The following is a 12,649-nucleotide window of genomic DNA, read 5'->3' on the forward strand; positions in this document are numbered from 1 at the left end:
TAGAGTTAGCTTATGAGTTAGCTTAGAATTTCAGGCTGTGTCGCGTTGCACGGCCCCTTAAAAAGCGGTTCTGCAATAGCAGGGCCGCTTTTTGGCAAATGTCCGGGATTTAATATCCGAGATTTAACATCCGAGATTTAATATCCGAGATCTGGGGAATTGAGGACTGGCTATCGGGTCTATCCAAAATTCAAAACAGAGATTCTTCCAGAAGCCCCCGTTGCGCTGGATGTGACCTGGACTGCGACCTGTACAATATCTGAGAGACCTTTGAGTAGCGAACTTTTTGGGGCGGCGATCGCACTATGTTAATCAAGTCCACCACGCGGCACATTCGGATTTTCTCAGCAGAGGTTCAGGACAACGAGCTAATTCCCAGCGCAGACAAGCTGACGCTGGACGTTGACCCAGACAATGAGCTGAACTGGAACGACGAAGCCCTGCAAGCGGTTTATAAGAAATTTGAAGAACTGACCGCGCAGTATAACGGGGCAGATCTAACGGATTACAACGTGCGGCGGATTGGTTCAGACCTAGAGCATTTCGTGCGATCGCTCCTGTACGACGGCAAAGTCTCCTACAACCTGCAAAGCCGCGTGCGGAACTATAGCCTTGGGCTACCCAGAGTTTCCGCCGATATCAACGTCTAGGCAAGGTCTAGGCGCTGTCTGGGAATTTCTGATAGTTCCCATTCAATTTGGCGGGTTCAGCTTGAGTTCTGCTGGCAATTGGTTAGTAGTAATCGCCCTGAAATTGCAGCGGCATTCGTGGTAGGGCATCAGGCCCGGCGTTATGCGGCGAAATGATGTGTTCGGCTGGGGTCTACGTTATCCTAGTAAAGCCGAATCCTATTTTTCATTGGCTGCTGGTCGCACACTCCGCGAATGCTCTATTGCTCTAACTATTCCTGTCAGGCTCCCAATTCAGAGCGCAGTAAGTTTTGCCAGAAGTGTAGAACGCCGCTGACTAAGCGATACCTCTGGGCCATTGGCCCAGGGGCAGAGTCCTGTCGAACAGATGAGCTAGTGGCCAATCGCTACCTGGTCAAGGGCGGGCGAGTGCTGCTAGATACCAAGCCGGGGCTGCTGCCAGGAATTTCCACGGAGCAGATTCCCGATAACCTGCTGCCCTACCTGCGGCTGTCGCCCTACGCGCTGCATCTGCCCCAGGTGTATGACTGGGTGCGGCTGGAATCGGCAGGTGGCCCCGAAAAGCTGGCCTTGCTAGAGCGATCGCCCCTTTACCTGCCCAACACGCCATCCGATGCTGACCCTCCTGCCAGCGACCCCCAGCTTTTTCCTTCGCTGACAGACCTCTGGCCCCGATCCTCTGCGCTGCGCCAGCTCAACTGGCTCTGGCAAATCGCGCACCTGTGGCAACCCTTCGCCACAGAACAAGTCGTCTCTTCTTTGCTGATGCCGGATCTGCTGCGCGTGGAAGGGCCACTGGTGCGCCTGATGGAACTTCAACTGGACGCATCGGGCATTGAACCGACGCTGGCAGACCTGGGCAGCCTGTGGCAGCAGTGGTTGCCCTCTGCCCATGCAAAAGTGTCGCCCCATCTCGATGCGCTCTGCCAGGACATGATCCGGGGGCAACTTCATGCTTCAGAACAGGTGATTGAACGGCTAGACGAAGCGCTGTGGACGGTGGCGCAAGCGTCGTCCCGCCAGGTGTCGCTTGCCACCCGCACCGACCAGGGCCCCAGCCGCCAGCGCAATGAAGATGCGTGCTATCCCCCCAGCGGCACGGTCCAGACGCTTGCTTTGACCCCGACGGTCACCCCGCTGCTGATTGTGTGCGACGGCATTGGCGGGCATCAGGGGGGAGATGTCGCCTCCAATCTGGCGATCGCCGCTGTGCAGCAACACCTCCAGTCCAGCGACCTCAGCCGCCTCAGTCCCTTGGCTCTGATGCAAGAGCTAGAAGCCGCCGCCTGCGCTGCCAATGACCTGATTAGCCAGCGCAACGACGAAGAGCATCGCCAGGATCGGCAGCGCATGGGCACCACGCTGGTCATGGCGCTGGTGCGCGGGCACGAGCTATATCTGGCCCACGTGGGGGACAGTCGCGCCTACTGGATTACCCCGTGGAACTGTCACCAGATTACGCAGGATGACGACGTGGCCTCGCGCGAAGTCCGCATGGGCTATAGCTTCTATCGGGAGGCGCTGCAACACGCCAGTTCTGGCTCTCTGGTGCAGGCGCTGGGCATGAGCAGTTCGTCTTTGCTCCATGCCAACGTGCAGCGGTTTGTGCTGGATGACGACAGTCTGTTTTTGCTGTGTTCTGACGGGCTGAGCGACAATGATCGGGTGGAACAGTATTGGGATTTGGAACTGCTCCCGGTGCTAGGCGGACGTGCCAATTTGGAAATCGTCACCCAGAGACTCATAGATCTGGCGAATTCCCAAAATGGTCATGACAATGTAACTGTTGGCATTGTTCATGTCCAGCTTCCTAGCCTGTCGCCCACCAAGCTCGCACCGACGCAGCTTCCTGGCGTAGAAGTGGCCCCAGCCCCGACGGCGATCGCCTCTACTGCTGTCGTTTCCCCTGTCAGCTCTCCCTCCGCCCAAGCAGCGCAAGCCTCCAAACCATCCCCCAATCTCTCACCGCAGCCTAGCGAACCCGCTTTGCCCAAAACGCAGGTCGTGTCGCCCGTTGCTGCCAAGCCAAGACCCCTGCCGCTGTTGCTAACCCTCCTGGCGCTGCTGGGGGCGGGGGCGCTGGGCTACTGGCTAATGCGCGATCGCCTGGCCAGTTTGACGGGGTTTCCCCCTGCGCCTACCCTATCCCCGCCTGCCGAAGAAGACCCGGCGATCGCCCTTCAGCCCGGCGCGTTTCTGCTGATCGGACGAGCAGCCGAGGGCGCACCCGGCGAGACCTCTGGGCTAGTGCTGCTGCCCTCCTCCTCCACAGTCGAGGGCAGTCCCACGGCATCCCCCTCCCCTGCACCCCCTGCAACGGCAGGTCTGGCGATCGCCCCTGGTAGCGTGTTGATGGTGCTAGAGCGCCGGCCCCTCGATGACCCGACTTGGCTCAAACTCAAGGTCTGTTCGACGGAGCAAGCCGTAGCCCCTACACCAGCGGCTTCGCCGACTTCCAGCCCCGCCGCCCCGCCCATCGCGCCCGACAATGGCTCCGCTTCGAGCGCCAACCCGACGCTCCCGGCATCGCCCATTGGATCGCCCATTCGCGAGGTGCCAGCCCCACCCGCAGCGGATACGCCCGATGCGCCGCTGCCGCCCGGGCGAAGCGCGATCGCCCCGCCTGGAGCAGAAGGCTGGGTGGCGCTGAACGATCTCCGTCCGCTGATGATGCCCAACCCCACGCCGACCGATGCCCAGCGCGGCGTTTGCGTCTCTTCGGCTCCAACCCCCGATTTGCCTGCTCCACCCTCCAGTCCGCCGCCTGTTGTGCCGCCTGCTGAGCCTACCACGCCCCCCAGTGACCCACCCGCCTCACCCCCTGTCGGTTAACCTCCAAAGATTTGCTCTTCTGGGGACAAAGAGGAAAAACCCGGTGAATTACTCGATACACTGGATAAGCGTCAGCAGTGTCACGATCGACCTTACACGATCGACCTTGTAGGATGGCCTTGACTGGGTGGGCGATCGCACGATTGAGGGGCGCAGAAGCCTGGAAAAGGTTTGGGAATACTATATCCAGTGTGTTTGTATTCCAGTGTGTTTGTATTCAGTGTGTTTGTTTGATTCTTGTTTGATTCAGTGTGTTTGTTTGAAGGTTGGGCTTGGATTCCAACTTCAACCCGTTGACCGCCCGTTTACAGCTTTGCCTTCTACAACACAACGTTGGGTGCATTTCGGTTTCAGTCATGGATTTTGTTGAATTAGCCATTTAAACTTTCGGTTTCATGCTTTCGTCTGATCACCCCTGCCTGCGGCTTGCGATTCGCCGCCTTACTGCTGCTGACGCAGACCACTATGCGATTTGGGTGCTACAAGCCCCATCGCAGGCAGGTTACGTGCATCACGACCGAGCCTGGCCAGCGGAGCTAACCGAGATCTGGCAGGCCTGGCAGTCCATGTTTTGTCTGCGAGATTTGCCCGCCGTTCCCCGGATTCCGGCGGTGGTGTTGCCGCCGCCCCAGCCCGACGACCCGACACCGGGCTACGCAGGTCGCCTGATGCAGCATTTGGGCGTGAGTCTCTGGCAGTGGTTGTTTGACGGTTCCATCCAAAACAGCCTGGCCCAGAGCCAGGGCATTGCCCAGGGACAGGGGCGATCGCTGCGGCTGCGGCTAGAGATTCGTGACCCTGAGCTAATGGCGTTGCCCTGGGAAATCATGCAGCCCCAGCCCGGACGACAGGCGATCGCCCTCAGCCAGCAGCTTTTGTTTAGCCGCACCACCAACGAAGTCGATCCGCTGCCGGCCCTGCGTGAGGAAAACTCGCTGCGGATCTTGCTAGTGCAGGGACAGGACGCTGAACCCGATCGCAGCCTCTCCACCAGCGACTTTCGACTCCAGTTGCAGCAAGAGGCCGACGCGCTGACGGCACTGCTTCAGGATGTCACTCAGGGAGAAGCGTTTCATCGCTTTGTGCCGCCTGTGCCCTGCGAAGTGACAACGCTGGTGCAGCCGACCGCCGCCGAACTCACGTCTCACCTAGAAACCAAGCAGTACAACGTGCTGTTTTACTCTGGCCACGGGATGCCCGGCCCAGACGGCGGAATGCTCTTCTTGCGTCCCGATGCAACGATGAACGGGACGGAACTGGCGCAGGTGCTAACCCGCTGCCGCATCAAGCTGGCCGTGTTCAACGCCTGCTGGGGCGCACAGCCCGAAATGCAGGGCGATCGCCCCATTCCCCGCAGCAGCCTGGCCGAAGTGCTAATTCATCACGGCGTACCTGCGGTGCTGGGGATGCGCGATCGCATTGCCGAACACGAAGCCCACAGCTTTATCCAGCGATTTGCCCGGGCCCTGGCCGAGCGATCGCCCATTGACGAGGCCGTGGCGATCGCCCGCCAGCACTTGCTGACCCTCTACCGCTTCAACCAGATCGCCTGGACCCTGCCCGTCCTCTACATGCATCCAGAATTTGACGGCGAATTGGTCAAACCGCTGACAGAAGGGGTTACGGAAATTCCCGAAAATCCCTCTAGCTGGGGCGAGGTGCCGTTTCCCTCTGCCTGCCTCCGCGCTGTCGAGCCACCCCACCAAACCTGGCCAATCTACGGCGGCATGGTGCGGGTTGGCTTTTTGGAAGGCAATGACCTGGTGATTAAATCTCCCGGCGTTTCTCGTCGCCACGCTGAGATTTTCTATCGCGGGTCGGTTGGGGCGGCCAGCGCAGAGCCGATTTACGTCCTGCGCGACTTTTCTCGCTTTGGCACGTTTCTGCTGGAACCGCAGGGCCAGTGGCGAAAAGTGCATCAGGAAGAGGTCGCCCTCAAGCCCCACAGCCGCCTCCGATTTGGCACATTTCAGCTAGAATTTGTGCCCAATGACCTCACCCCGTCCCTGTGACGCTTGGCTCCTGGCTACGCTTTGGCCAGAGCAGGTACGGCTTTCTGGGTTTATTGTGTTTATATTTGTCTGGATAATACTCTTTCAAAATTTCCACTTTAGCCCGCTGCCAAAATTTTCAAATTCCTTATCAGCCAATTACGGAACTGACCCATCCGAGTCTGTAGCTAGTCCTATCGAACCCATTCGATACCCACTTAATACAAGTAACCATAGACAACACTCGTCCGGCGCATTCAGGAGCAAGAACCATGGCAAGCGATTCAACCCGTCCCTGCTTTTCTGCCTTTCGGTCTCAGGCTGAGCTAGAACTCCTCCAGGTCGTATTAGATGATGCGGATGCATCCTACCCCTGGAATCCGGCAGACCCTGCCGCATCTAGCTATTTTGAACAGCTTGAGCAGGAAGTGGCAGCGGGTTGGCCGACTGACATGCTCGATTCCTATGCCCAGTCCCTTTCCACGCAATTTGACCAACTGTGGGCCACGGTGGATGCGGCTCAAAATGCGGCTCAAAATGCGGCTCAAAATGCGGCTCAACCCGTGCTGACGACCGCTTCTTTCAGCGGACTGTTTCAGCGGTTTGCCGACCGGATGCCGCAAGGACTGCTGGAGCGGCTGGTGCAGCAGGCGCAGATGGCGATCGCCTCTTCTAGCTCTCTGGCCGATCAACTGGTTGCCAGCGTCCGCGACGTGCTGCCCGAATGGGGCGATGATGATCTGTACGTGCTGGCGCGTCCTTTCGCCTATGCCATGCGCGACAAGGGCGAAAACGACCTGCTAGAGGGAGCGCTGCGCTCGGTGCGCTCCGAAGCCTGGGAAGACCTCTCCAGCATTGAGCAAGCCCGCCTCAGTCTGGCGATCGCCCGCCATATTATTGACCAATCCAAGGTTTGACCCATTCAAGGTTTGACCCATTCAAGGTTTGACCCATTCAAGGTTTGACCCATTCAAGGCGTAGAGTGCGACCGAAGCAGAGCGACAGGGTAGCCCGCTCCAGCGCTCCAATACGCCAACCCCTCCTACCCCCGCCGCCTCAGTTGCGTGGCAAAGTTCTCACGGCGCGTGGGCGAGAGTTTGCGGGCTTTGAGAATGGCTGCCATCAGAAACGCATAGGACACGCTGCCGACGATGGCCAGCGCCGACAGGTTCAAAATGCCGCAGACGTTCCATAGCGCGTGCAGCACAGAGGCCGTCAGATAGCCCGTTCCCAGAGTCCGCCAGCGGTGGGCCGGCTTCAACATGCTGAGACCGATGAAATAGCCCAAATAACCGCTATAGGCGATGTGTCCGGCGATTGACCCCAGCACGCGGGCAATCAAAATTTGTAGCCCCGACACTTCTCCCAGCCCGATGCCTCCCTGCATGTTCACGTTCTGAATTACGCTGGGTACGTATTGTCCGAGCGTTTCCAGCAGCGTGAAGCCGACGGCCGAAGCAGTGCCCAGCAAGATACCATCCAGCGGTTCCCAGACCCCCAACCGCTCTCGCCAAGGCGATCGCAGCGCCAGCCCCACCGCGCAGGCCACCAGCACCGGAATCGCCTTCAGCAGTTCCTCCATCAGCCCTGCCCCAATGAACATCTGCCCCAGCAAAACCAGCAAGTTGCCAGAAAACCGGGTGGGAATGTCTCCGGGCAGCAGGTCTTGGAACACGTAGATAAACAGGTTCAGCACCGGGCTGAGCAGCAGCACCACCATCATCAGCGCCGCCCCCAACAGCCACCATAAGGGTTTGGGCTTGCCGCAAAGCTGGTAGACCACGTAATAGGCGGCGATCGCCAGATAGGTCGCCAGCGTGACATTAAACACGGGCGGATTGCCTACCGCAATAAACAGCAGCACTACAAAGCTGACGGTGATGATTCCCGGCACTAGGTAAGCCCGCTGGAGCAGATCGGTTCCAGTAGAAAGGATGGGAAACAACTGGCTGACGGTGATGCCTTCATCGGCAAGCCCTGCATCTTCCGGCGGGTCTAGCAAATCGGCCTCTGCCTGCAAATCGCTCGACACAGTGGGAATCAGGCGGGCATCCGTGATCGAAGCATCATCCGCCGACTGGACCGGGCGCAGCTCAAACACAAACTGCGGCCCGCGCTGGCCCAAGGAGAGGCGATCGCCCGCCCGCAGCCGCTCTGCCTGATGCAGGAGTCGCCCATTCAGGTAAGTTCCGTTCGTGCTTTCCAAGTCACGGAGTTGCCAGCCCACTCGGTCAGGCGTGGCTTCGATGCAGGCATGAAACCGGGAAACCCCGCTATAGGCCGCCGAATCCACCACAATTTGGCAGTCTGGATCGCGCCCCAGCCGCACCTCTCGCGTCAGCGGTAGGGGATACACCACATCTGCCGGGGCTGCGCCCGTCGGGGCACATAGCCGCAGATAGGCGACCTGGGGCACAAAGTCCGTCACTGGTTTGCTCGGGCATCGCGGACGGCCGCCAAAAACAGCAGCACCGTTAGAGGAATGCTAAGCGCCAGAATAATGCCCGTGGGCGCTGTCCCTAGTTGGGGAGTTTTGGAGGTCAGCTCGAAGATGGAACCAATGGCGGCGATCGCCGCAATACAGGAGCCTGCAAGAAACAGGCCGCTTTTGGGAGTCATCATAAGGACGGAGGGATGGGCGGACGGTGGCAGCGGTCAATCGAGACGGATCTCAGGCAACGGGCTTCACAGCCTGCACCGAAAAGCCATTCTTGCTTAGCTCCTGGTTCAGCGCCAGGGCGTTGTCCACCCGGTCTACAAACATCACGCCGTTCAGGTGATCCATTTCATGCAAAATGACCCGCGCCAGCAGATCGTTGGCCACCAGCTTTTGCGGGCGGCCCATCTCGTCTTTGTAGGACACCTCAACCTCTTCTGGGCGAGTCACGTCCAGAAATACGCCCGGAATGCTCAGACAGCCCTCCTGAATCACGCAGGTTTTGCTGCTCTGGCGCGTGATGCTGGGGTTGATCAGCACCAGCGGTGGGGTCTTGGGTTCATCCAGATGAATGTCAATCACAATGAGCTGCTTGTGAACCCCGACCTGGGGAGCCGCCAGACCAATGCCGTCTTCGCTGTACATGGTTTGCAGCATTTGCCGCGCCAGTTGGCGCACCTCGTCGTCCACTTTGGTAATGCGCTTGGCAGGCTGCCTCAGTACGCGATCGCCCAGGTAATGTAGCTCCAGCGGCGGCTTCGACAGCTTTTTCTTTTCGACAAAAATAGACGAGGTGGTTTGAGAAGGCATGGCAGAGAATGACGAGGCGGCATCGACATAAGTTTATCTTTCTCTATATTAGACCCCCTGTGCGAGTCGTTGAACGGCGCGGATAACGAGCATTGTTTCATGAGCATTGTTTACAGACGCAAGCTGAATCGACTGAGCAAACCGCCGCGCATCCGCATAATCCGGCATAATCTGGCATGATTCGGCGGGATTCGGCACAATGCGGGATTCAGCACAATCGGGTACAGCCATTTGCAATCCCTGTTTGCAATCCCTGTTTGCAATCCCTGTTTGCAATCCTATTTGTCATCACGACATTCGTGGTTCCCACGCTCGTCTATCCGACTGGGTGAACCTCCCTGGGTGATTTTCCCCAAAAGCATTGTTCTGTATCTGAGGACACAGTATTATTTTCTCAGTGAAACCAGTTGGCTAGCACCTGTGGGGCGATCGCCTCTTCCCTAAGGGTTATTTGCCAACGGGTTAGTTTTTGCTTTGGTAGGGTTCTCTGCCCACTGCGCGGGCAACCTGCGACTGTCCAGACGCAATGCTGCCCCTTCACCCACGCTGCATCTTGGTTTCGTGATCCGTTTTTGATTTCCGAAGGACTGCTGTTTCATGAACATTAAATGGACTGCGCCCAGCGCTGAATCCCTCGCCTCACTCCAACCCCGCATCTGGCAAGACTGCGATCGCACCACCCAAAAGGTGCTGTGGCATGTCTATGACCCGATTTCTGGCGAAGCAAGTTCCCTAGAGTCTCAGGCTGACGTTGAAGAATGGCTGGCCCATCGCGCCTACTCATAGCGGAATGCAGAGGTCAGGTTTCGGGACATAGCGCGTCTTGCGTGAGCGTCTTGCGTGAGCGTCTTGCGTGAGCGTCTGGCATGAGCGTCTGGCATGAGCGTCTGGCATGAGCGTCTGGCATTTAGTCCCATCCTCTGATCTCTGCTGCCCTCGCCGCTAGCTGCCCGCAATTCGGTTGTTATAAAGGCTCATGGCTTTTTCGGTGCTTTGCTTGAGACTGAGGGCGATCGCCGCTTCGCACAGCCGCAGCACTTCGGTCAAAACCTCTGTTTCCGCCTTGGAAAACTGCCCTAACACATGAGAAACCGTGTCTTTGTCTTCGGGGGCGGCGGTTTTGGGCTTGCCGATACCGATGCGGAGGCGCGGAAAATTTTGCGTGCCTAGGTGCGAAATGATGGACTTCATGCCGTTGTGTCCGCCTGCGGAACCCGATAGCCGCAACCGCAGCCGACCCAGCGGCAAATCCATATCGTCGTAAACCACCAGCACGGACTCCGGCGAGAGCTTGTACCAATCCACCACCGCACGAATCGACTGACCCGACAGGTTCATGTAGGTCTGGGGCTTGAGCAGTCGAATTTTGTCGCGGTGCGGGCCAGTGCCTTCCCCAAAAATGCCCTGAAATTTTTTGTGGTCTGCCAGGTTGATCTGCCAGGAGCGGGCTAGCTCGTCCACCAGCATAAATCCGACATTGTGCCGGGTGCGGTCATACTTAGCGCCCGGATTGCCCAGACCCACAATGAGCTGAGGCGTAGGGGCGATCGCCACATCACGAGACTCCCCCATCGTCTAGCCGGGTTGGGAAGGGCTGGCGGCATCTTCTTCGACGGGCGCGATCACTTCAGCATCCGTCGGCTCAGCCGTCTCCGTTGCCGAGAGAACCTTTTGCGCGGGCGGCTCTAGCTTGGCTTCCATCGGTTGGCTGATGGTTTTCTCGATTTGCTCTGCTTCCTTCTTAAACTCTTCCTGAAACTCGCGAGACGCATCCTGGAAGCCCTTGATCGCCTTGCCCAAGCTGCGCCCAATCTCTGGCAGTTTTTTCGGGCCAAAGATCAGCAGCGCCAGAATCATAATCACCGCCATTTCTGGCAGACCAATCCCAAAGATGTTCACAGCCGTTTCTCCTGTCGGTCAGCGCTGGATGCCTTAGATAGCCTGTAGACAGCCTGTAGATAGCCACGTTGCGCCTTTACATGGCAGCAATCAGACGGCTTCAAACACTTGACTTTCGTCTGACTTTTTCGTCTGGACTTTAGAGACTGCCGCAATATCCACAGATCCTACGAATACTTCCTACAGATACTAAGGATATATGTTCACGCCTTTTAAGAATAGCGCTTCCAGAAAGTGCTGCCTTCTTCCCGCAGGCATTCTGGAATGATTGGGCGCGGGCCACAGTTCACCGATTCTTTGCAAAACCCGTAATTTTTTTAAGGAAATGATTTTCAGGAAGCCTTATGTGAAGGAACTACAAAGCTCTGGTTAAGTTTATGGCGGTTTTGGGGGTCGCTGATAGAATCGAGGGGTCTTTTTATGGCTTGCCTTGCTCGGTTCTTTAGCTGGCGTAACGTTTCAAGCTGGTGCAATGTCAAACCGATCAGACAATCTACTGGCGCACTACTGGCGTACTTTTATCTTCAGAATTCTTAAGCTTTCAACTTGTAGGCGCATCAGCCCCCGTTCAAGCCCCCGTTCAAGCCCCGTTAAATTGAGTCATTTCCCTTTGCCGTTTTTATTGTCTTTTGGGTTATGCCTTCGCCCATTCGGTTTTCTCGAACCCATCGCTACTCTCGTAGCCGAGCGCGCTTGCTCCTGCGCCCTAGAGTCTGGCTGTCGGCGGCGGTGCCTGTGCTGGCGCTGGCGTTGGCCTGGGCCTATTGGCAGCGTCCTGCTTTGCTGTCCGATTGGTTAGGCGATCGCCCCCTAGAATTCGGTGCCGACTCGTCTGGAAACATTGCCCTGCCACCGGGTCTCTTTGAGTTAAACCCAACGGGGCAAGGTCGATCCCTGGGCGATCGCGCTCAAATCGACATTGACAACCTGCCCGTGCTGGGAGCGCGTCGATTTCCAACGGGAACACCTCTGGCGCTAGAGGAGCCGCTCGTTTCTCCTAGCGACCTGCCCGATGCGCTCAAGTCGCCGAGCCAAGCAGGTTCCGCCTCTAGTCTGCCTGCATCGTCGGCGATCGCCCCCACAGACCTCCTGTTGCTGAACCCTGCCCCCACAGCCAGCCGCTCGTCCAGTGGTTCAGCCAAGCCAGACCCAATCCTGAACACAATCACCGTTTCGCCCACGACCAGTTCTATATTGCCGAGTCCGGCGATCGCCCCTGCTGGCACAGTGGGTACAGTGGGCACAGTGAGCAGCCCTATTCCCGGCTCTACGCCATCTCAACCAGTTCTCCCCGTTAGCCCACTGGAATCAGCGCTCCAGCGTCAGGCAGGCTCCAGCAGCCCACCTTCTACAGTCGAGCCGTCTCCAGCAGGTTCATCTGGCACTTCCCCCAGAATCCCCGCCACCGTTCCCAGCGGCTCCGTCCTGCAACCTATTCCTGGAGAACCCGCCCAACCTCTGAGCCAACCCTCCCTCACCCCAGCCTTTTCTACGCCCACGCTACCGGGCCCCTATCTGCCCCGCACCTCGCCACCACCGGGCAGCACGGGCTACCTGCCGCCATTAGGGGTTCAGCCCCTGCCGACGGGCACACTGGGTCAACCGATCGGTGCGCCTGCGCCCCTTCCGTCCGGTTTGCCCGTGCCTGATTCCTCCATTTCAGGCTCAGGGATTTCAGGGGCGGGCGCAGTGGGCTTCCCAAGCGGCAACTCCGCAGTGCCGCCGCAACCCCAGTTTGACGGGCGCGACTTCTATACGGCTCCCACACAGCCTGCTCAGCCCCCTACGGTTGAAGCGGCTCCGTTTTCGGCTCCGTCCCGGCCTCGCAATGGCGAGTTCAACACGTTCTCGAATCCATAAGCGCCCGTTCTGGCAGCGATTTGCAAGTCTTCCAAACCCTCGGCGCTGTTTCACCTGTCCATTAAACTGAGCGGAAATGGTGTGTGGCAAACGGACAGCTACACACCATTTCGTTGCATTAGTTTCGTTGCATTAGTTTCGTTGCATTAGTCGGCCGTCCCGAACAAAGC

The 12,649-nt window shown here is 58.1% G+C and carries 12 protein-coding genes; 6 read left to right on the forward strand and 6 right to left on the reverse strand.

Features of this window, described 5'->3' with window-relative positions; genetic code table 11:
* The first annotated feature begins 305 nt into the window (after positions 1-305).
* From ndhM to HNI00_RS19900, 4 genes are all read left to right on the forward strand, one after another.
* Positions 306-650, forward strand: a complete 345-nt coding sequence (gene ndhM, locus HNI00_RS19885; RefSeq protein ID WP_316788795.1) for an NAD(P)H-quinone oxidoreductase subunit M — start codon at positions 306-308, stop codon at positions 648-650.
* 234 nt (positions 651-884) lie between these two features.
* A complete protein-coding gene (locus tag HNI00_RS19890) occupies positions 885-3,482 on the forward strand; it encodes a protein phosphatase 2C domain-containing protein (protein WP_316788798.1) in 2,598 nt (865 codons plus the stop codon).
* A gap of 395 nt (positions 3,483-3,877) precedes the next feature.
* Positions 3,878-5,494: a CHAT domain-containing protein gene (locus HNI00_RS19895; RefSeq protein WP_316788800.1), complete on the forward strand. Its 1,617-nt coding sequence runs from the start codon at positions 3,878-3,880 to the stop codon at positions 5,492-5,494.
* A gap of 251 nt (positions 5,495-5,745) precedes the next feature.
* On the forward strand, positions 5,746-6,390 hold the full coding sequence (locus HNI00_RS19900) for a hypothetical protein (protein WP_316788801.1): 645 nt from the start codon (positions 5,746-5,748) through the stop codon (positions 6,388-6,390).
* Between the two features lie 125 nt (positions 6,391-6,515).
* Here HNI00_RS19900 and HNI00_RS19905 read toward each other — a convergent pair whose 3' ends face one another.
* Genes HNI00_RS19905 through HNI00_RS19920 form a run of 4 tightly spaced genes read right to left on the reverse strand, consistent with a single transcriptional unit; the run spans position 6,516 to position 8,951 of the window.
* On the reverse strand, positions 6,516-7,901 hold the full coding sequence (locus HNI00_RS19905; RefSeq protein WP_316788803.1) for a PrsW family glutamic-type intramembrane protease: 1,386 nt from the start codon (positions 7,899-7,901) through the stop codon (positions 6,516-6,518).
* The gene (locus HNI00_RS19910) at positions 7,898-8,092 is read right to left on the reverse strand and encodes a hypothetical protein (RefSeq protein ID WP_172358839.1); all 195 of its coding nucleotides are present in this window, start codon (positions 8,090-8,092) and stop codon (positions 7,898-7,900) included. The genes HNI00_RS19905 and HNI00_RS19910 overlap by 4 nt, the downstream gene beginning before the upstream one ends.
* Before the next feature lie 52 nt (positions 8,093-8,144).
* A complete protein-coding gene (gene def / locus HNI00_RS19915; protein WP_172354727.1) occupies positions 8,145-8,720 on the reverse strand; it encodes a peptide deformylase in 576 nt (191 codons plus the stop codon).
* A 48-nt stretch (positions 8,721-8,768) separates the two neighbouring features.
* Positions 8,769-8,951 (reverse strand): hypothetical protein, encoded by a 183-nt coding sequence (locus HNI00_RS19920; RefSeq protein ID WP_316788807.1) that lies wholly within the window; start codon positions 8,949-8,951, stop codon positions 8,769-8,771.
* Positions 8,952-9,317: 366 nt separating this feature from the next.
* Here HNI00_RS19920 and HNI00_RS19925 point away from each other — a divergent pair, with 366 nt between their 5' ends.
* Positions 9,318-9,506 carry a hypothetical protein gene (locus HNI00_RS19925; RefSeq protein ID WP_316788809.1) on the forward strand — a complete coding sequence of 63 codons (189 nt, stop codon included), beginning with the start codon at positions 9,318-9,320 and terminating at the stop codon, positions 9,504-9,506.
* A 156-nt stretch (positions 9,507-9,662) separates the two neighbouring features.
* Here the strand turns inward: HNI00_RS19925 and pth are convergent, their stop codons facing one another.
* Both pth and HNI00_RS19935 read right to left on the reverse strand, forming a co-directional pair.
* Entirely contained in the window at positions 9,663-10,292 is a 630-nt protein-coding gene (pth, locus tag HNI00_RS19930) for an aminoacyl-tRNA hydrolase (protein ID WP_316788811.1), read from the reverse strand.
* A gap of 3 nt (positions 10,293-10,295) precedes the next feature.
* A complete protein-coding gene (locus HNI00_RS19935) occupies positions 10,296-10,619 on the reverse strand; it encodes a TatA/E family twin arginine-targeting protein translocase (RefSeq protein ID WP_297077851.1) in 324 nt (107 codons plus the stop codon).
* 636 nt (positions 10,620-11,255) lie between these two features.
* Here HNI00_RS19935 and HNI00_RS19940 point away from each other — a divergent pair.
* Positions 11,256-12,479 carry a hypothetical protein gene (locus HNI00_RS19940; RefSeq protein WP_316788815.1) on the forward strand — a complete coding sequence of 408 codons (1,224 nt, stop codon included), beginning with the start codon at positions 11,256-11,258 and terminating at the stop codon, positions 12,477-12,479.
* Positions 12,480-12,649: the final 170 nt, after the last annotated feature.

The organism is Thermoleptolyngbya oregonensis NK1-22 (assembly GCF_032705245.1).
Lineage (GTDB): Bacteria > Cyanobacteriota > Cyanobacteriia > Elainellales > Elainellaceae > Thermoleptolyngbya > Thermoleptolyngbya sichuanensis.